This is a genomic window from Rheinheimera pacifica, assembly GCF_024809855.1.
Taxonomy (GTDB): Bacteria; Pseudomonadota; Gammaproteobacteria; order Enterobacterales; family Alteromonadaceae; genus Alishewanella; species Alishewanella pacifica_A.
In genome coordinates this window covers 74,009-93,659 of record NZ_JANUEM010000012.1, presented here as the reverse complement: position 1 = coordinate 93,659, position 19,651 = coordinate 74,009, and the positions used below count along the sequence as shown (strand labels likewise).

Genomic DNA, 19,651 nt, shown 5'->3' with positions numbered 1-19,651 from the left:
GTAGCGCATGTTTAGTGTAACTGCGCAGCGGCTGATAAGCCCAAGAGGTATAAAATTATGAGTAAACTAATGGCCGCGGTAAATCAGCGGACCAATCTGGTAGGTAATAACCGGCTGGAATTATTGTTGTTTCGCTTGCATGGGCCTCAGCCGTTTGGCATTAACGTATTTAAAGTGCGCGAAGTGTTGCAGTGTCCGGAGTTAACAGAAATGCCCGGTTCCAACCCGCATGTGCGTGGCATAGCGCATTTACGTGGTGTGCCGGTGATGGTAATTGATTTAAGCCAGGCCACCGGTGGTAAACGTATTGAAGACTTATCTACCGCTTATGTATTGGTAACAGAGTATAACCGCCACACTCAAGGCTTTCTGGTGAATGGTGTAGACCGTATCGTTAACACAAACTGGGATCAAATCATGCCGCCGCCCAAAGGCGCGGGTGCTGGCCATTACCTTACTGCTGTTACGCAAATTGACAATAAGTTAGTACAAATTATTGATGTAGAAAAAGTCTTCGCAGAAATATCACCGGTTAACGAAGAAGTCAGTGAAGATGTAAAAGTAAAAGCGACAGAGCGTAATTTTAAAGATTTAATCGTGCTGGTAGCTGATGATTCTGCCGTGGCACGTAACCAGGTAAAGCGGGCACTGACGTCTATCGGTATTCAGGTTGAGCTGGTAAACGACGGCAAACTGGCATTAGACTGGCTAACCACCAAAGCCGCAGAATTAGGCGGCGATATTTCTACAAAAGTGCCGCTGCTGATATCTGATATTGAAATGCCAGAAATGGATGGCTACACCCTGACGGCAGAAATCAAAGCCAACCCGGCTCTGCGGCAAATGCATGTTGTACTGCACTCGTCGCTTAGCGGTGTGTTTAATGAGGCGATGGTTAAAAAAGTGGGCGCAGATCAGTTTATTGCCAAGTTTCACCCGGATGAGCTGGTATCTGCAGTACAAAAGTGGATGCAGACAGACTAACGTTGATCCGGCATAACAGAAGTAAACAGGTATTAAAATGAAAGTATTTTCTCTGCCTAAAAGGCCACTTAACCGTGCTTTAGTTTATGCTGGCTTGTTCGGCATTATATTTCAGCTAACAGCCGCTTGTTACGCCTGGTGGCACGATATTGGTTTGCAGGCAGGTTGGTTTTTAACTTTGCTGGCGCCTTTACTGTGCATTGCATCGGGCGCTGTTCAGGCATTGCAAATACAAAAAGAACCCGATTAACGCTGCTACTTACGTGGCTTAAACATGCCTTCTATTCTTACATCGCGGATGCCGGTTTCAGTAAAGTAAAAATTTATCTGGCCGGGGCCGCGATTAAAATAATAGGTTTCATCATTCAGTTGCAGTACAAAGTTTCCCGGTGCATTTACCGCCTGCGGATCTGCAAATAACTTTATCGAGTATTGTTCCAGTTGTAGTTCAAAACTGGTAAGTGGTTCGTTAATAAAGTCTGGTACCCAAACATGGCTTCGTCCCTGCAAAACAACAGCAATAGAATACTTCTGCGGTACAGATGGTACGTTCAGGCTTTGGCGGCCAACAGTAAAACGGTAGGTACCATCCTGGCGAATGTAGCTAAAGCCGAAATCGAATGCCTTGCTACTGTTGTCGGTAAGCGTTACTTTTCCCTCACCACTGATATCAAACTGGGCCTGGCTCAGTGGTGCGAACAGTAATGCTGTAAACAGCAGCAGGTATTGCAATTTCATAGCTATAACCCCGTTAGCAGTTTATACTTGCGTCATACTAACCATCAATTTCAGTTGTTGGCCCGGTTGCAGGAAGTTAGCGGTATTAATATTGTTCCACTTTACAATGTCAGATACTGACACACTAAAACGCTGGGCAATTCTTGCCAGAGAGTCACCTTTACGTACCTTGTAGGTAACAGTGCGGGATATGCCTGCGGTGTTACCTGTTGCTGTGGCCGGTTGCCATATTGCCAGTTTTTGGCCAGGCCTAAGGGTAGAGCGTTGCGTTAAGGTGTTCCATTTAGTCAGATCGGCTACTGTTACCTTGTGCTCACGGCTAATATCCCACAAGGTATCACCGTCTTTAACAATATACTCCACTTTAGTGCCGTTACCACCTTGTTGCTGCTGTGCTTTGGCTATCCGGCTTGGCTGGTTCAGGTTGAAATCTGCCTCATCGCCCGATGATACCGGTAACAGTAAATGCTGACCAAGGCGAATAGTATTGCCATCAAGTTTGTTTATACGCTGAATGGCGCTGATATTGGTACCATGCTGTTGGGCAATTTTGCCAAGCGTATCGCCTTTAGCTACCGTATAGCGTTTCCAGCGCAGCAATTCTTTCGCTGGAGTTTGTGCCAGCTTTTGCCGGAAATTTTCTACCTGATTTACGGGTAATACTAAATGGTGCGGGCCGTCAGGATCGGTTGCCCACTGGCTGAAACCCGGGTTGAGTGCCTGTAACTCTGCTACGCTCAATTCAGCCATCTCGGCAGCTATTGTCAGGTCAATTTGGTTATTCAGCTCGACTACATCTATTTTCGGTTCGTTGGCAATAAACTTCCAGACTATATCAAAGTCGTCAGGCCGTTTAAGAATATCAACCAGCGCTAATAACTTAGGTACATAAGCTGTGGTTTCAGATGGTAAATCCAATGACCAGAAGTCTGTAGGTAAACGCTTTTGTTTATTGCGTTGAATAGCTCTTAAGATCCGGCCTTCACCAGAATTATATGCGGCAATGGCGTTAAGCCAGTCACCCTCAAGTGTGTCGTGCAAATACTGCAGATAGTCTAATGCTGCGCGCGTAGATGCTACTACGTCACGGCGGCCGTCATACCAGAAGTTTTGTTTTAAACCAAAACGCTTGCCGGTAGCGGGCATAAACTGCCACATGCCAGAAGCTGCTGCGTGAGAATAAGCAAAGGGATCAAAAGCACTTTCTACAATAGGTAACAGTGCCAGCTCCAGTGGCATCTGGCGTTTTTCCAACTCCTGCACAATATGGAATAAAAACGGCTGAGCCCGGCTGGCTACTCTGTCCAGATAAGCCTGATGGCTGCTGTAAAAGTTACGTTGTTCAACAATTGGCCGGGTTTGCGGCACATTAAAACTCATCTGCAACTGAATACGTTGCCATAAGTCTTCTAATTCTGTGGCATCAAGTTCAATAATGTCATTGCCTGAAGGTTGGCCTGCGCTCCATAAACGGTTGGCTATTTGCTCGGCGCTGGCGGCGTGCTTATGAAAATCTGCCGGTTTGCTTTGTGGGGCTTTTACTACAGGAGGTATGTTAGTTTTGTTAGTGCTATCCGTGCTAACACATCCTGCAAGGATCATGGCTCCAGCCAGGGCAGATAATCTTCTCAGCATTATTTTGTTCCACATGTAAAAAATCGAATGTTACCTGTTCGGTCACTGAATGCAAGTCAGCTTTTAAACTGGTCCTTACTGGCTCTTAACCAGCTAAACAGCGCTAAGGCTGTATCTTTTTGCCATTTCTGCTGTAGGTTTTTGTTATTACAGCGTAAAAATGGATTAATTTGTTTCTCTTTTGCTAACTCTGCAGGCAGGGTTGGCCGTTTTGCCAAACGTAGATCATGACAACGTTGCGTGTATTCGATTAGCGCAGCGTTATCTGGTTCCACAGTCAGAGCAAATTTTAAGTTCGCCAGGGTGTACTCGTGGGTACAGTAAATCTGGGTGCTGTCGGGTAATGCCAGCAACGTCTGCAGCGATTGCCACATTTGTTGCGGGCTGCCTTCAAACAGCCTGCCACAACCTGCGCTGAACAGAGTATCACCAGAAAACAAAACCGGTGCTGAATAAAACGCAATATGGCCCAAAGTGTGCCCAGGTACAGCAATCACAGTAAAAGTAAGTTGTAGCTGGGGAATTTCCACCAACTGATTGTCGCTTACGCTTTCGGTAAGCTGGGGAATGCGGGCGTATTCCATCGCCGGGCCTATTACCCTGACATGCGGAAATTGCTGCTGTAATTTTGCAATGCCGCCGGTGTGATCGGCATGATGGTGTGTAATAAGGATCGCTACCGGTACTTTTTGCTGTTGCTGTAAAAATGCTAAAACAGGGCCTGCGTCGCCTGGGTCAACTACAATGCAACTGGGGTTGTCTTGCTGACATAGCACCCAAATATAGTTATCCTCAAATGCTGCTAATGGAGTGATCTGATACATGATGACAACCATCTTAATGAATCCGGCTGTTAATTTAGCATGAAACCAGCGCTGAGCGAAAAAGACCGTACTTCACCGTCTGACTGGCAGCAGTTTACGCAAGGGACGGCGCTGGCCGAGGCTATATCCGGCCAGTTACAGCCGTGGTGGCAGCAGATTTTTGGTTACTACATGCTAAAAGTGGGTGATCTCAGCTGCCAGTTGGATACCAGCCATTGCAAAATTCAGCACCATATTGGTGTTGGCCGCTATTGTCCGCAAGCCATGTTGCTGGCCGATGCTGATGCCTTACCTGTTATTGAAAACAGTGTAGATGCGGTGTTGTTGAGCCATTGTCTGGAATATACCGCTGATCCGCATCATGTGGTGCGTGAAGCGCATCGGGTGTTGGTACCGGATGGTTATTTGCTATTAAGCGGTATTAACCCTTACAGTGCTGTCGGTTTTTTAAAATGGCTACCGGGACTGGCACAGAAATATCCGTGGCAGGGCAGATTTTTCAGCGCGTCACGCATTAAAGACTGGTTACATCTTATTGGTTTTGAAGTGTTGTCAGAGCAGCGTTTCTTTTGTTCTGCCATGCTGGCGAGAGATTATAAGGCAACCCGCTGGCAGCAGTGGAATGAACAATACCTGAATTATTTTGGTGCGGGATATTTGTTGGTAGCGCGCAAGCGCGAGCTGCCGCTGACACCAATAAGACCGAAGTGGCAATTAAGCCCTGCTTTTGCCCAACAGGTGAAAGGTGTCAGCGCCAGGCAACGTTCAGATTAGCTTTGCTGCTGCAGATAGCGGTTAGCACTTACAATCGCTTTATCGGCTTGCAGTATCATAAAATGCAGCCGTGGGTTTTCTGCTTCCGGCGGTGGGCAAATTTCAAACCCCAGGTTGGTATAGCATTGCAACGCAATGCTGTTGTGCCGGTGCACATACAGCGATATGTTTCGGTACTGCTGGCTTAGCGCCTGAATGCTCAGTTCGCTAATCAGGGTTTTAGCCAAGCCCTTGCCACGCTGCTGTGGGTGAATAACCAGCCGGGCCAGATGATGACAACCGAAACGATCACATATCTGGCCAAAACCCAGTACGGTATTGTTATCGCTATCAAGCAAGCTAAAACTTTGTGTTTCCGGCCTGCACAGTAATTGAAGAAAACGCAACCCGGTACAGGGATAATCAAAGTTGTCACCGCCCCAGCTTTGTTGTTGCTCTGCACTGCTGAACCAATGTTGCAGTTGCAGCATTTCACTGACGCTGGCTAACACCAATTGGGTATTCATCTGTACCTTCTGCAGACCAAAGCTAAGCCGGATTTACCACATTAAATCATCAGGAATTTTAAAGTCGGCGTAGGGATCATCTTCATCCACCTGCTGTTGCTTCACATTCAGCACTATAATGCTGTCACTCTGGCGCTGCTTAATTTTTTCAGCAACTGCAGCAGGCACCAGATAATACTGCTCATCCTGTTTAGCTATGGCTAACAGGCCCCGGCTTAGCTCATCATGCAGTTTGTTATTAACATACAGCCGTTTAACCAGCTTACCATCGGTAAAGTTATAAACTACTTCACCCTGCGCTTTAATCGTGTTGTTACTGATAAGCTGTTTTACCTGGGCGGCAATGGATTTTTGTTGCAGTGCAGCTTGTTTTTGCTGGTTTAAAACACGGTCGCGTTCAATCTGTTGCTGGCGTGTTTGCTCTGCCAGCACACTGGCTTCGTTAACTATTTTCTGGTTTTTGCCAGCCTGAACTTTTTGCTGGTGTTTCTCTTTTTTTACGGCTTTTAGCTTTTTGGCGTCTGCCAGACCCGCTTTTAACAGTTGCTCTTTTAGTGCATTACTCATGGTGTACCCTGATATTCAATACTTTTTTGCAGTTGTCACAATGTGCTTATAGTAGCGCAAAGGTTGCCAGTTAAGAAATCAAACTAACTCAATTTGCCAGCTTCGGTTATCATATAGCGGTAATTTAAGGTTTAAGAGGTTCACTTTGCCATTTAATGATTTATCGCTTGATCCGCGGCTAATGCGTTCGGTACAGCATCTGGGCTTTGTTAAGCCAACTGAAATTCAGCAAGAGGCCATTCCTGCTGTAATGGTTGGCCGTGATTTAATCGTGTCATCGCAAACCGGCTCAGGTAAAACGCTGGCTTATTTATTGCCAATGATGCAACGCCTGCTAAAAAGCCGGCCGTTGTCCAAACGTGATGCGCGGGCGCTGATACTGGCACCGACACGCGAATTAGCCAAACAGGTATATGCGCAGTTGCGCTTGTTTGTGTCTAATACGCCGTTAACGTCAGCGTTGATCGTCGGCGGGGAAAACTTTAACGATCAGGAAAAGCTGCTTAAACGCGAGCCCAATATTATTGTCGCCACACCTGGCCGTTTTGTTGACCACCTCGAGCATAAATCAGTATTTATTAATGGCCTGGAAATGCTGATCCTAGACGAAGCGGATCGGATGCTGGATCTGGGTTTTATGCCGCAGCTAACGTTAATCAATAAAGCTGCAGATCACCGTTTGCGCCAGACGTTGCTGTTTTCTGCCACATTAGATCATGCAGAAGTTGATGAACTGACCCTGGCATTGCTGAAAAACCCATACCGTGTCGCTATTGGGGCATCACATCAACAGCATCAGGATATCAGCCAGCGGTTTTATCTGGCTGATCACCTGACACACAAAGAAGCGCTGCTGCAGCACTTTTTACAGCAGGATGATATTAAACAACTGATTATTTTTACTGCCACACGCGAAGATGCTGAGCGTTTAGCATTATTGTGTGAACAGCTTGGCCGCAGCGCGGTGGGGTTAAGCGGCAAATTAAGCCAGAGTAGCCGTAATGCAGTAATGCAAGCCTTTGCTACCGGCAAACACCAGGTGTTGGTTACCACTGATCTGGCTTCGCGTGGCCTGGATTTATTGCAGGTATCGCACGTTATCAACTTCGATTTACCCAAGCATGCAGAAGAATACGTACACCGTATTGGCCGTACCGGCCGCGCTGGCGCCAAAGGGCAGGCGATTTCATTGGTTGGGCCAAAAGATATAGCAGCACTAGAGCGGATTGAAACCTTTTTACGCCAGCCAACTACTTTTGCCGAAGTAGAAGGATTAGTTGCTAAATTTGACGGTAAACCCAAAGCAGCAAAAGCTGCCGTTAAAGCAGTAGCGGGTAAAAAAGCGCAGCCGGGTAAAGGCAAAACAAAAACTAAAGCGACCGTCAGGCCGGTAACAAAGAATGCACCGCAGTTTTTTGAAGGTGGAGACGATGGTTTAGCGCCGGTAAGACGTAAACAAAAATAAATTAACACTGATTATTTTTTCAGCACCATTGCTGCTACACTGAAATTGTTGCTGTGTAGTATGCTTACAACAACAGGGTTATCAGTAACGTGGCTCACGCTGCTGGTACGGTCTGAGCAGAAAATATTTTCTGTGTGGCAGGCAAGGTTATTGACCCCTTATATGGCTTAACTGATAATGAGGGCGAAAATATATGCTAGTCAGCTGAGATGACCGGTTATATTTAAGTCGCCAGCGAGCTGGCAAATTTAGTTAAAGTAAGAGAGTGTTATGTCACAGTTAATTTCCGGTTCAGTTAAGTGGTTCAACGAAGAGAAAGGTTACGGTTTCCTGGAGCGTGATGGTGGTAAGGACGTTTTCGTTCACTTCCGTGCGATCAACGGTACCGGCCGTAAAACTTTAGTTGAAGGTCAGAAAGTTACTTTTGAAGTAACTGAAGGCCAAAAAGGCCCACAAGCTGAGAACGTAACTGTTATCGGGTAATTCCGGCCAGGCTTGCATAAAACCGGCTTTTGCCGGTTTTCTGTTATCTGTAAAGCAATAATATGGTCGTTGATTAAAACGGCAAAGCCAGTTGCTGTAAAGCGGAAGTTTTAAAACCTATTTGTAAGCCTATTAATCTTACCCCTTGTTCTTGCCTGCGTTGCCAGGCTTCATCCAGTAGTGGCAGCAACTTATCAAGCTGCAGTGGCTGGCCTTGCTTTTCTACAGTTGTCTGGCGAAAGTCACTAAACTTCAGTTTAATACCTACTTTCTGAATCGGCGTTAGCCGTCCTGCAGCGCTGTTGCTGTAGTGCTCCAGCCGGCGCTCTAATTGCGGCAGTAACTGGCTAAGTGTTTCTACACACTCGGTATATTGCAGTAAGTCATGCTCAAGGGTACGTTCTACCCCTAACGATTTTCGTTGCTCGCGGCTACATACCGGCCGCTCGTCAATGCCCTGGCTGCGCTTTAGCAGGCTATCTGCCAGGCTGCCAAACTGCTTTACCAGTAAAGGCAGGGGGGCGCTGGCTATGTCGGCGCAGTAGTTTAAACCCAGCTGACTTAAACGCTCGGCTGTTTTGGCTCCCACTCCTGGCAAGCGTTTCAGCGGCAGTTTTTTAACAAAGCCGCTGACGTCATCGGGAGTAATAACATATAAACCATCAGGTTTATTTTCGTCGCTGGCAATTTTTGCCAGAAACTTATTCGGTGCTACACCGGCAGATGCAGTAAGGCCGGTTTCCATATAAATACTCCGGCGGATATCTTCAGCAATGCGTGTGGCACTGCCATGAAATTGCGTGCAATCGGTAACGTCCAGATAGGCTTCATCTAAAGACAAGGGTTCTATGCTGTCGGTATAGCGCGCAAAAATAGCCCGGATTTGTCGGCTGGCAGCACTGTATTTCTCCATATTACCGCTAAGCAAGGTTAAATGAGGGCACAGCTTTAATGCCTGACCGGTTGGCATCGCCGAGCGCACACCATAGGCACGGGCCGGGTAGTTGCAGGTAGATATTACGCCGCGGGCTTGTCTTGAACCACCCACAGCAATAGGAATATGCTTCAGCGCCGGGTTGTCGCGCATTTCTACGGCGGCAAAAAAACAATCCATATCTATATGTATAATTTTGCGCATGCAAACACCAAGGCTGTTTTTATATACAGTATATTAGGTGGTGTTTTTTATATTGTAAAGCTTGTAGCACGCAGTTACCTGGTTAAACCAGCTGAGCATTGTTATTCTTGGATGTTTAGATGGCTAAATTGCGGGTGCATAAAGTCATATTTAAAGGTAGAATGGCGGCCAATTTTATTAAGCCAGTTTTGATTCAACTGAATTTGATTAAAACTACGCGTGCAAGCCGCACCAGGAGAGAGCATGTTAAAGCGTGATATGAATATTGCCGATTTCGACCCACAATTATGGCAGGCGATAACCGATGAAAACGACCGTCAGGAAGCGCACATTGAGCTTATCGCGTCAGAAAACTATGCCAGCCCACGTGTACTGCAGGCTCAAGGCTCTCAGCTAACCAATAAGTATGCCGAAGGCTATCCGCATAAACGCTACTATGGTGGTTGTGAATATGTCGATATAGCTGAAGATTTAGCCATTGCCCGTGCTAAAGAGCTGTTCGGTGCCGATTATGCTAACGTGCAGCCGCACTCTGGTTCACAGGCTAACTCTGCAGTATTTTTGGCGTTATTAAACGCTGGCGATACTATTTTAGGTATGAGCCTGGCACATGGTGGCCATTTAACTCATGGTGCTCATGTCAGCTCGTCCGGTAAACTTTACAACGCTGTGCAATATGGCCTGCACCCTGAAACGGGCGTAATTGATTATGATCAGGCTGAAGCACTGGCGCTGGAACATAAACCAAAACTGATTATTGCCGGCTTCTCTGCTTATTCCGGCATTATTGACTGGCAGCGTTTTCGCGATATCGCCGATAAGGTTGGTGCTTATCTGATGGTGGATATGGCTCATGTTGCCGGTTTAGTGGCTGCTGGTTTATATCCGAACCCGGTGCCGGTAGCAGATGTGGTAACAACGACTACGCACAAAACGCTGGCAGGCCCGCGCGGTGGTTTAATTTTAGCGCGTAAGAACGAAGAAATTGAGAAGAAGCTGAACTCTGCGGTATTCCCCGGTGGCCAGGGCGGCCCGTTAATGCATGTTATTGCAGCTAAAGCCGTAGCTTTTAAAGAAGCGTTACAGCCTGAATTTAAAGCTTACCAGCAGCAGGTACTGAAAAACGCGGTGGCGATGTGTGATGCTATGCAGCAACGCGGTTATAAAGTGGTGTCTGGTGGTACGCAGAATCACCTGTTTCTGATGGACTTAATTAACAAAGACATTACCGGTAAAGAGGCTGATGCATGGCTGGGCCAGGCGCATATTACCGTTAATAAAAACTCGGTACCGAATGATCCGCGCTCGCCGTTTGTTACCTCTGGTTTGCGCATCGGTACGCCCGCTATTACCCGCCGTGGTTTTAACGAAGCAGAAGCGCGCACCGTAGCAAATTTTATTTGTGACGTGCTGGACAGCCGTGGTGATGCCGCTGTAATCGATAAGGTACGTGGCCAGGTATCTGAGCTGTGCAGCCATTTCCCGGTTTATGCCTAAACGCTGATTAAGTGCTATGATGGCCGCTGTTGCGGCCATTTCTTTATCTGGCCCTTTCTTTTTGGCTTTTGGCAGCTTAGCAGGATTTTTATCATGTACTGTCCGTTTTGTAATGCAGACGATACCAAGGTTATTGACTCACGCCTGGTGGCAGATGGCCATCAGGTACGCCGCCGCCGTGAATGTCTGGCTTGCCATGAGCGTTTTACTACCTTTGAGGCCGCTGAGCTGGTGATGCCGCGTATTATTAAACGCGACGGCTCGCGTGAACCATTTAACGAAGACAAGCTGCGCAGTGGCTTGCTGCGCTCGCTGGAAAAACGGCCGGTATCCACTGAGCAGATTGAACAGCTGATCAATAAAATTAAATCTCAGTTGCGCGCCACCGGTGAGCGTGAAGTGGGCAGCCAGTTGCTGGGTAACCTTATTATGGATGAGCTGGTGAAAGTCGATAAAGTTGCTTATGTGCGTTTTGCCTCCGTCTACCGCTCGTTTAAAGATATCCGCGAATTTGGCGAAGAGATTGCCCGCTTAGGGGAAAAAGCCTGATGTTTAGTGCCGCTGATACCACTTTTATGGCACAGGCCATCCGCCTGGCAGAGCTTGGGCGTTATACCACCAGCCCAAACCCGAATGTTGGCGCAGTGCTGGTGCAAAATGGTGTGGTGGTGGGCTCCGGTTATCATAAGCAAGCCGGTGGGCCTCATGCCGAAGTATATGCTTTGCGCGAAGCCGGCAGCGCAGCAAAAGGTGCCACCTGTTATGTCACGCTGGAACCCTGCAGCCACTATGGCCGCACCCCACCATGCGCCGAAGCCTTGATTGCTGCCGGTGTGACCCGTGTGGTAATGGCAATGCAGGACCCAAACCCACAAGTAGCCGGGCGTGGTGTGGCCATGTTGCGCTCTGCCGGTATTGTCGTCGATGTGGGGTTGCTGGAGGCTCAGGCGCGGGCATTAAACCCGGGCTTTTTAAGCCGGATGGAGCGCCAGCGCCCTTATGTACAGCTAAAACTGGCTGCCAGTTTAGACGGCCGTACTGCGCTGGCTAACGGCGACAGCAAATGGTTAACCGGTGATGCCGCCCGTGCGGATGTGCAGCATTACCGTGCACAAAGCTGCGCTATTTTATCTACCGCCACCACAGTGCTGGCCGACAACGCCAGGTTAAATTTACGTGCGGAACAACTATTGCAAAGTGTGACAGCATTGGAAAATGGCGAACTGCGCCAGCCCAAGCGGGTGATCCTCGACAGAAACGGTACACTGGATCATAAGCTGGCACTATTTAATGACGGCGGTGAAGTATTACTGTGTGTCAGCAAGGTTGAAAACTCCCGGCAACTGCCCAATATCGCCAGACAAATTCATTGCCCTTTAGACAGCAATGCGCAGTTTGATTTAGTAGCACTGCTGGAGCATTTAGCGCTGCGCGAGAATGTTAATACCTTATGGGTAGAAGCAGGAGCCACGCTGGCAGGTACCTTGCTGCAGTTGGGGCTGGTAGATGAGTTAATCGTCTATCTTGCACCAAAGCTATTAGGTAATTCAGCTCAGCCGCTGGCAGTGCTGCCACAGTTTACTGCACTGGCGCAGGTGCCTGAATTAAGCTGGACAGACATACGTATGGTGGGGGCAGATATCCGCCTTACTGCCACCTTAAATCATGCTGCAAAAGGCTAACGGGATAACCTATGTTTACAGGTATTATTGAAGCCACAGGCCAGCTTAGCGCGATACAACAACGCGGTGCCGATATTACGGTAACTATACACAGCCAGAGCCTGGACTTTTATGACGTAAAGCTGGGCGACAGCATTGCCAGCAACGGCGTATGTTTAACAGTAACCAGACTGGATAAGCACAGCTTTGATGCTGATGTATCATCAGAAACGCTGGCGCACACTCTGTTTGGCCAGTATAAAACCGGACAACAGATTAACCTTGAAAAAGCGATGTTGCCCACCACCCGTATGGGCGGGCATTTAGTCAGTGGCCATGTTGATGGCGTCAGCCGTGTCACAAAAATTGAAGCCAGCGGCCGTGCCCGGCATATCTGGCTTACGTTGCCAACAGCGCTGGCACATTATATTGCTGTTAAAGGCTCAGTTACTATTGATGGGGTTAGCCTTACAGTTAATGAACTGAGCAGTGATGCTTTCAGGCTGACTATAGTGCCGCATACGGCGGAGCAAACTACCATTTCACAGCTTAAAGCAGGCTCTCAGGTGCATCTTGAGGTAGATTTAATTGCCCGCTATCTGGAACGCTTACTCAGTAAAGACAACAACGGCAACGCTAACAGCGGTGTCAGTATGGCGCTGTTGGCTCAGCGTGGTTTTTTATAAATAAGGTTTGTTATGCAACTGAATACTCCTGCTGAAATTATTGAAGACATCCGTCAGGGTAAAATGGTCGTGCTGATGGACGATGAGGATCGCGAAAACGAAGGCGATTTGTTGATGGCGGCAGAATACGTTACGCCCGAAGCCATTAATTTTATGGCTACCCATGGCCGCGGGTTAATTTGCTTAACACTGACAAAAAAGCGCTGCACCCAGTTAGCGTTGCCTTTAATGGTAGACGCGAATAAATCACCGTTTTCTACTAACTTTACTGTGTCAATTGAGGCAGCAGAAGGCGTTACCACCGGTATTTCAGCCGCTGATCGGGCCCGCACGGTTAAAGCTGCCGTTGCACGTGATGCCAGGCCCAGTGATATTGTACAGCCGGGGCATATTTTTCCGCTGATGGCACAAGATGGAGGCGTACTGGTACGCGCCGGCCACACTGAGGCCGGTTGTGATCTGGCCCGTTTAGCCGGGCTTGAACCTGCCGCAGTCATTGTTGAAGTGCTTAATGACGATGGCACCATGGCACGGCGGCCCGATTTGGAGCTGTTCGCACAAAAACACAGCATTAAAATTGGCACCATTGCCGATTTAATTGAATACCGCAACCTTAATGAAACCACCATAGAGCAGGTGGCCAGTTGCCAGCTGCCCACCGAAGTGGGTGAATTTAAGCTGGTAACCTTTAAAGATACTATCGACAACCAGATCCATTTTGCTTTGGTAAAAGGCGAAATCAGTGCTGATGAACCCACTTTGGTACGGGTGCATTTACATGACACCTTCAGCGATTTATTAATGGCTGACCGGGCAGCTAACCGCAGTTTCCCATTGCATACCGCCATGGCGCGGATTGCTAAAGACGGTGGTGTGCTGGTGTTACTTGGCAAGCATGAATCTACCGAACAGCTTATCCGCACCGTACAGGCGTTTGAAGCTGAAGATAAAGGTGAAAAGCCACGCAGCGCGCCCTGGAAAGGCACTTCCCGTAATGTTGGGGTGGGGTCGCAAATTCTGGCCACTTTGGGCGTGAAGAAAATGCGTTTACTCAGCCAGCCGAAAAAATACCATGCCTTGTCTGGTTTTGGCCTGGAAGTGGTGGATTACGTTAGCGAATAACCCGGTTATTCGCTTGCAAAGAAAGCCTGAGCCTGAGTTACAAAGACTATGCCGGTTTAGGCAGTGTTGTGCTATTATGCACGGCTAATTTTCAGCGGTCAGATTTTAAGGGCAACTTATGCAGGTTATTGAAGCAGGGTTTTCTGCCAACGGTAAGAAGTTTGCGCTAGTGGTAGCGCGGTTTAACAGCTTTATTGTTGAGAGCTTACTAAGCGGTGCAACCGACACATTACAGCGTATTGGTAACGTAGCAGAGCAGGATATTACTGTGATCCGTGTGCCGGGTGCCTTTGAATTACCGCTGGCAGTACAGCGGGTTGCCGCCAGTAAAAAATATGACGGTATTATTGCGCTGGGTGCAGTTATCCGCGGTGGTACGCCACATTTTGAATATGTATCCGGTGAATGTACCAAAGGTATTGCCCAGGTAATGATGCAACATGACATTCCGGTTGCTTTTGGGGTACTCACAGTAGACAGCATCGAGCAGGCCATTGAGCGTGCAGGTACCAAAGCGGGCAATAAAGGTAGCGAAGCTGCTATGTCTACGCTGGAAATGGTTAACCTGCTGGCCAAGCTGTAACAGGAAGAGACACATACATGAAACCTAATGCCCGTCGTCAGTCACGGTCACTTGCAGTACAGGGAATTTACAGCTGGCATGTCAGCCAAAACCCTATTGCAGATATTGAGCAGCAATTACTGCTGGAAACTAACGTTAAACATATGGACGTTGGCTATTTTCAGGATCTGGTGCGCGGTGTGGTGAAAAACCATGCCGTACTGGATGAAGCATTAAAACCTTATTTAGACCGGCCGTTCGATGAAATTGATTTTGTTGAAAAAGCCATATTGCGGGTATCGGCTTACGAGCTTAAATACCGTCTTGATGTACCGTACAAGGTAATTATCAACGAAGCTATTGAGCTGGCTAAAGCGTTTGCCGCTGACGATAGCCACAAGTTCGTTAACGGCATTTTGGATAAAGCCGTACGCGTACTGCGTCCAAGTTAAAGGAGAGCCGACATGAGTCGGCTTCTTAGTTCTATGGATGAATTCGAACTTATTTCCCGCTATTTTGCCAGTTGTGGTGCCAAACGTGCAGACAGCGCTATCGGTGTTGGTGACGATGGTGCTGTGTTGCAGGTGCGTGATGGTTATGACTTAGTGGTAACTACCGATACGATGGTAGTAGGTACGCACTTTTTTCCTGATGACGACTCGCGGGCACTTGGCCACAAACTGGTAACGGTAAATGTCAGTGATTTAGCGGCCATGGGCGCAGAGCCTGCCTGGTTATCACTGGCGCTGACGTTACCAGCTGTAGATGAACCCTGGGTGGCAGCTTTTGCCGCAGGCTTACATGAAACCGCCGAATACTATAACTGCCAGTTAATTGGTGGTGACACCACACGCGGCCCGCTTAGCCTGACCATGATAGCCAAAGGCATAGTGCCGCGAGGTAAAGCACTGACGCGTAGCGGCGCTAAAGTAGGTGATTATATTTATGTTACCGGCACTTTAGGGGACGCCGCTTTAGGGCTGAAACTGTGTCAGGGGCTGCATGAAGTCAGTAAAAAGCATCAAACCCATATTCTGCAACGTTTTCATTATCCGTCAGCCCGTGTTGCCCTCGGCCAGGCACTAAGAAATATTGCCAGCAGTGCGATGGATTTATCTGACGGCCTGTATAGCGATATTCAGCATATTATGAAGCGCTCTGCGGTAGGGGCCAGCATTGATGTTGCCCGCTTGCCGTTGTCGCAGGCGGTTAAAGACAGTTGCGACAGTGCAATGGCAATACAACTGGCTTTATCAGGCGGCGAAGATTACGAACTGCTGTTTACCGTACCGGAAGCCCGCCGGGGTTCGCTGGATGTATTACTGTCACCTTACGGTATCGGTGTTAGCTGTATCGGCCGCATTACCGGTGCCGCCGGTAAGCTGGAGCTGAAGCAGGGCGAGCAACCGTTTACCTACCAGCATAATGGTTTTAAGCACTTCGCATGAGCACTGCACAGTTTAACCTGAAGAGATGGTATCAGTTTCTTGCACTTGGCTTTGGCAGCGGTTTGTCACCCAAAGCCCCCGGTACTTTTGGTACTTTAGCTGCCGTGCCGCTGGTTGTGTTGTTGCTGTGGGCCGGTAATATCTATTTGCTGGCTTTTGTTATCGTCGGTAGTGTACTGGGTGTGTACTTATGCGGGCAGACAGCACGGGACATTGGCGAGCATGATCATGGCGCCATTGTCTGGGATGAAATTATCGGATACGGCATAACTATGTTGTGGGCGCCATTGCATTGGCAAACATTACTGCTGGGTTTTGTATTATTCCGCTTGTTTGATATTGTAAAACCCTGGCCAATAAGTTGGTTCGATAAAAATGTGCATGACGGAACCGGTATTATGCTGGACGATATTGTCGCGGGTATTGCTGCGCTGCTGTCATTGCAACTGCTATTACCGTTTTTACCTCTGGGTTAACTAAAAAATAGAAAGAGAACGCACCAATGAAAAATGCCTTACTGTTGCTTTTATTGTGGTGTCCTCTTTTCTTACAAGCGTACAATCAGCCTTCGGTATATGACTTTGATATTAAGCACTGGAACAGTGCCGATGGTTTATCCAGCAATTCAGTGCGCTCTGTCAGCCAGGATTCACAGGGCTTTATCTGGTTAGCCACCTTATATGGCCTGAACCGCTTTGATGGTGTGCAGTTTGAACATTTCACCAAAGAAAGCCACCGCCATCTGGCCAGCAATAGTGTTACCCGCCTGTTGCATGACAGCCAGGGCTACATGTGGGTAGGTACTAAGTCTGGCCTGTCAGGTTTTAACCCGTTAACACTGCAGTTTGAACGCTACCAGATACTATCTGAAGTTACCGCCATTATTGAAGTGCGCCCCGGTGAAATCTGGGTAGCGGCTGATCACCTGTTTCGTATTCATAACGGCAAGGTCAGCCGGGTGCAACAAATTCTTTCACAGGTAAGCCAACTGGAGCTGGTAGACGGGCAGATCTGGATTATGGGATCAGAGCAACTGTACCGCATGGATCTGGATGGCAATATTAAAAGCTATACCTTACCGGCCGAGCTTATTCAGACACCGGTGTATGACTTATACTGGACCGAAAAAGGCTTACATATTGCCGGTGAGTCTGGTTTTTATCATCTGGATGCCGACTCAGGCCAGGTAAAAAAATGCCAGTTGCCGGATCAAAACAGCACAGCGGTATATAAGCTACTACGTGATAGCCGTGGCAATAGCTGGATATCCGCTCATCGCAAACTGTTTCATAAACATGCCGGCCTGCCATGGCAGCATATTACCGGCGATGAGCTGGGTAGCTATCCCTGGTTCAGTGATATTTTTGAAGACCGTGACAATAATATCTGGCTCGCCAGTTTTAGCGATGGTTTGTACCGTGCCGCAGTAGGAAATATCCGCCGGGTGGTGCCGTTTCCGTCTGACGCTGTGGTGCGCAGTGTGGCTGTTACTCCTTCCGGCACCTTGCTGGTTGCAGGGCAGTCAGACATTGGCGAGCTGGCAACTGATGGAGAGTACCACAGCCTGATTAATGCAGCACAGCTTGGTAGTGGCACAGTGCATGATATTTACTGGCCGGATGTTAATGATATGTGGCTGGCTACTGATAATGGTGTACTGGCCTACCAGCGCGATACCAAACAGCTTAAGGCGCAGTTTGACAGCTTAAAAGGTTTAACCGTAAGGGTGTTGCAAGCGGATATTCATGGCGGCTTGTGGATTGGCGGAGTGATGGGGTTGGTGCACTACCAGCACAATACCCTGACACCTTTTGCACTAAACTCTGAGCTTGAATCCCGCCATATAACAGTGTTGCAGCAAACAGACGAACAACTGGTATTTGGTACTACCCGTGGTTTATATCTGTATGAACAACAGCGGCTGAGCAGGCTTGGGGTGGGAACGGCATTATATAACAGCTACATTACTGCCTTGCAGTTGCTGCCCGGTGGTCACTTGCTGGCCAGTACACTGGATGACGGTATTTTTATTCGCCGCACTGACAACAGCTGGTATCAGTTACATTCGGCTAACGGGTTGCCGCACAGCCCGGTGGTCAGTATGACATACGATGCTGCTACAGATTATATTTGGATCAGCAGCCACAAAGGCATTTTCCGGCTGCGCTCTGCAGACCTTGATCAGCCCGGTAACCTGGACAACCTGCCAATACAAGATGTGCTGGGGCCGTATGACCGGCAGTTGGGTACTGTACCGGGGCGTTGCTGCAATGGAGCAGGCCATGCCAAGGTGGCATTCTGGCAGCAACAGTATTGGTACCCGACATTAAAGGGGCTGGTAGCGGTGCCGGCAGAACTTAACCGTAAAGCCGATAAGCCTGTGCAGCCGGTAATTAAACTGGTGCAGGGCCAACAAAGCTATGTTATTGCCGCTGAGCAGCCGCGTGTGGTATTGGAGCTGGACGATCGCAATATCAGCATCAAATACTCTGCGCTTGAATTTATCAAACCGGCGGCTTTACAGTTTCGTTACCAGTTAAAAGGTTTTGAACAACACTGGCACGACGCTGCAGATAGGCGGGAAGCGGTTTATACCAATCTGGAACCGGGCCAGTTTGTATTTCGTGTGCAAACCCGGCTGGAGAATGAACCCTGGGCCACTGCGCAAACACAAGAGCTGGAGCTTGTTGTACCCAAGCGTTTTGATGAAACCCTGGTATACCGTGGCTTATGGCTGGTGTTGTTTTTGTTCTGTCTGTATGGCCTGCTGTGGCTTTTAAGGCGCAATACTGTGCATCAGCAGCAACAGCTGGAGCGCCTGGTAAAACAACGCACACAGGAGCTGGAAAACAGTAACCTGAAGTTAAATGAGCTAAATGAGCAACTGGCATTATTAACACACAAAGACAGTTTAACCGGCCTGCGTAACCGGCGCTTTATGTTTGAGCAGTTGCCAAAAGACATAGAACATTTTCAGCGCAACCGTGAGTCTATGCAAACGCAGGGCAAATGCGTGGCGCTAATTCATCTGGACTTAGACAATTTTAAACAGGTTAATGATCAGTTTGGTAACAGCGCAGGTGACAGCTGTATTCAGCAGGTAGCCGGCTTGCTGATCCGTGAAACGCGTGGCTCAGATTATGTTGTGCGTTTTGCCGGAGAAGAGTTTGTACTGGTGCTGCGTGATATACCACTTGAGCTGGTAGCACAGTTTAGCTACCGGCTGAACGAGCTGGTGGCTAAAACAGTATTCAATTTACCCGACGGGCACCGCACCCGGTTAACCTGCTCGGTAGGTTATGCGGTTTATCCGTTAGAGTTGCTTGGCGGACAGCTGATTAACTGGGAGGTATCGTTACAACTGGCTGAAATGGCGCTGTACCATGTTAAACATGCCGGAAAAAATGGTGTTGCCACTATTGCATTTGATCAGCAGGTTGATGCCTTTGAATTTGAGGATTCATCTCATGTTGAAGCACAGGTAGAGCGTTTACTATCTGCCGGGCTGGCGCATTTTGAGCTGAAAAACAGCCGCTGATGACAGGCTTTGTCAGCAGCGGG

21 protein-coding genes are annotated in these 19,651 nt (G+C 48.3%); 15 read left to right on the top strand and 6 right to left on the bottom strand.

Features of this window, described 5'->3' with window-relative positions; genetic code table 11:
- Positions 1–57 precede the first annotated feature (57 nt).
- The gene (locus M2404_RS15100) at positions 58–984 is read left to right on the top strand and encodes a chemotaxis protein (RefSeq protein WP_259240602.1); all 927 of its coding nucleotides are present in this window, start codon (positions 58–60) and stop codon (positions 982–984) included.
- A 37-nt stretch (positions 985–1,021) separates the two neighbouring features.
- Positions 1,022–1,234 carry a hypothetical protein gene (locus M2404_RS15095; RefSeq protein WP_259240601.1) on the top strand — a complete coding sequence of 71 codons (213 nt, stop codon included), beginning with the start codon at positions 1,022–1,024 and terminating at the stop codon, positions 1,232–1,234.
- Positions 1,235–1,239: 5 nt separating this feature from the next.
- Here M2404_RS15095 and M2404_RS15090 read toward each other — a convergent pair whose 3' ends face one another.
- From M2404_RS15090 to gloB, 3 genes are read right to left on the bottom strand one after another with little or no spacing between them, the layout of a single operon-like run.
- Positions 1,240–1,722: a hypothetical protein gene (locus M2404_RS15090; RefSeq protein WP_259240600.1), complete on the bottom strand. Its 483-nt coding sequence runs from the start codon at positions 1,720–1,722 to the stop codon at positions 1,240–1,242.
- 21 nt (positions 1,723–1,743) lie between these two features.
- Entirely contained in the window at positions 1,744–3,357 is a 1,614-nt protein-coding gene (locus M2404_RS15085; RefSeq protein WP_259240599.1) for a lytic transglycosylase, read from the bottom strand.
- Positions 3,358–3,413: 56 nt separating this feature from the next.
- Entirely contained in the window at positions 3,414–4,193 is a 780-nt protein-coding gene (gene gloB / locus M2404_RS15080) for a hydroxyacylglutathione hydrolase (RefSeq protein WP_259240598.1), read from the bottom strand.
- Positions 4,194–4,220: 27 nt separating this feature from the next.
- Between gloB and M2404_RS15075 the strand changes: the two genes are divergently transcribed.
- Positions 4,221–4,955 carry a class I SAM-dependent methyltransferase gene (locus M2404_RS15075; RefSeq protein ID WP_259240597.1) on the top strand — a complete coding sequence of 245 codons (735 nt, stop codon included), beginning with the start codon at positions 4,221–4,223 and terminating at the stop codon, positions 4,953–4,955.
- On the opposite strand, the gene M2404_RS15070 is transcribed toward M2404_RS15075, so the two are convergent.
- Together M2404_RS15070 and M2404_RS15065 are read right to left on the bottom strand one after the other, a co-directional pair.
- Positions 4,952–5,461: a GNAT family N-acetyltransferase gene (locus tag M2404_RS15070; protein ID WP_259240596.1), complete on the bottom strand. Its 510-nt coding sequence runs from the start codon at positions 5,459–5,461 to the stop codon at positions 4,952–4,954. The genes M2404_RS15075 and M2404_RS15070 overlap by 4 nt on opposite strands.
- A gap of 33 nt (positions 5,462–5,494) precedes the next feature.
- Entirely contained in the window at positions 5,495–6,028 is a 534-nt protein-coding gene (locus M2404_RS15065) for a DUF2058 domain-containing protein (RefSeq protein ID WP_259240595.1), read from the bottom strand.
- A gap of 145 nt (positions 6,029–6,173) precedes the next feature.
- Here M2404_RS15065 and M2404_RS15060 point away from each other — a divergent pair, with 145 nt between their 5' ends.
- Both M2404_RS15060 and M2404_RS15055 read left to right on the top strand, forming a co-directional pair.
- Positions 6,174–7,493 (top strand): DEAD/DEAH box helicase, encoded by a 1,320-nt coding sequence (locus tag M2404_RS15060; protein ID WP_259240594.1) that lies wholly within the window; start codon positions 6,174–6,176, stop codon positions 7,491–7,493.
- A 270-nt stretch (positions 7,494–7,763) separates the two neighbouring features.
- On the top strand, positions 7,764–7,976 hold the full coding sequence (locus tag M2404_RS15055) for a cold-shock protein (RefSeq protein ID WP_068230058.1): 213 nt from the start codon (positions 7,764–7,766) through the stop codon (positions 7,974–7,976).
- Between the two features lie 73 nt (positions 7,977–8,049).
- On the opposite strand, the gene dinB is transcribed toward M2404_RS15055, so the two are convergent.
- The gene (gene dinB / locus M2404_RS15050) at positions 8,050–9,114 is read right to left on the bottom strand and encodes a DNA polymerase IV (protein WP_259240593.1); all 1,065 of its coding nucleotides are present in this window, start codon (positions 9,112–9,114) and stop codon (positions 8,050–8,052) included.
- Positions 9,115–9,357: 243 nt separating this feature from the next.
- On the opposite strand from dinB, the gene glyA reads away from it, so the two are divergent.
- The 10 genes from glyA to M2404_RS15000 all read left to right on the top strand — a co-directional run bounded on the left by glyA (position 9,358) and on the right by M2404_RS15000 (position 19,628).
- Entirely contained in the window at positions 9,358–10,611 is a 1,254-nt protein-coding gene (gene glyA, locus M2404_RS15045; protein WP_259240591.1) for a serine hydroxymethyltransferase, read from the top strand.
- Positions 10,612–10,704: 93 nt separating this feature from the next.
- Entirely contained in the window at positions 10,705–11,160 is a 456-nt protein-coding gene (gene nrdR, locus M2404_RS15040; protein WP_040552497.1) for a transcriptional regulator NrdR, read from the top strand.
- Positions 11,160–12,293, top strand: a complete 1,134-nt coding sequence (ribD, locus tag M2404_RS15035; protein WP_259240589.1) for a bifunctional diaminohydroxyphosphoribosylaminopyrimidine deaminase/5-amino-6-(5-phosphoribosylamino)uracil reductase RibD — start codon at positions 11,160–11,162, stop codon at positions 12,291–12,293. The genes nrdR and ribD overlap by 1 nt, the downstream gene beginning before the upstream one ends.
- A gap of 11 nt (positions 12,294–12,304) precedes the next feature.
- On the top strand, positions 12,305–12,958 hold the full coding sequence (locus M2404_RS15030) for a riboflavin synthase (RefSeq protein WP_259240588.1): 654 nt from the start codon (positions 12,305–12,307) through the stop codon (positions 12,956–12,958).
- A 12-nt stretch (positions 12,959–12,970) separates the two neighbouring features.
- Positions 12,971–14,080, top strand: coding sequence for a bifunctional 3,4-dihydroxy-2-butanone-4-phosphate synthase/GTP cyclohydrolase II (gene ribBA / locus M2404_RS15025; protein WP_259240586.1), 1,110 nt, complete (start codon positions 12,971–12,973; stop codon positions 14,078–14,080).
- Positions 14,081–14,198: 118 nt separating this feature from the next.
- Positions 14,199–14,663: a 6,7-dimethyl-8-ribityllumazine synthase gene (ribH, locus tag M2404_RS15020; protein ID WP_068230076.1), complete on the top strand. Its 465-nt coding sequence runs from the start codon at positions 14,199–14,201 to the stop codon at positions 14,661–14,663.
- Between the two features lie 17 nt (positions 14,664–14,680).
- Entirely contained in the window at positions 14,681–15,094 is a 414-nt protein-coding gene (nusB, locus tag M2404_RS15015) for a transcription antitermination factor NusB (RefSeq protein WP_215397220.1), read from the top strand.
- A gap of 12 nt (positions 15,095–15,106) precedes the next feature.
- A complete protein-coding gene (thiL, locus tag M2404_RS15010) occupies positions 15,107–16,090 on the top strand; it encodes a thiamine-phosphate kinase (RefSeq protein ID WP_259240585.1) in 984 nt (327 codons plus the stop codon).
- Entirely contained in the window at positions 16,087–16,566 is a 480-nt protein-coding gene (locus tag M2404_RS15005; protein ID WP_259240584.1) for a phosphatidylglycerophosphatase A family protein, read from the top strand. Before thiL ends, M2404_RS15005 begins: the two co-directional genes overlap by 4 nt.
- Before the next feature lie 26 nt (positions 16,567–16,592).
- Positions 16,593–19,628: a ligand-binding sensor domain-containing protein gene (locus M2404_RS15000; protein ID WP_259240583.1), complete on the top strand. Its 3,036-nt coding sequence runs from the start codon at positions 16,593–16,595 to the stop codon at positions 19,626–19,628.
- Positions 19,629–19,651 lie beyond the last annotated feature (23 nt).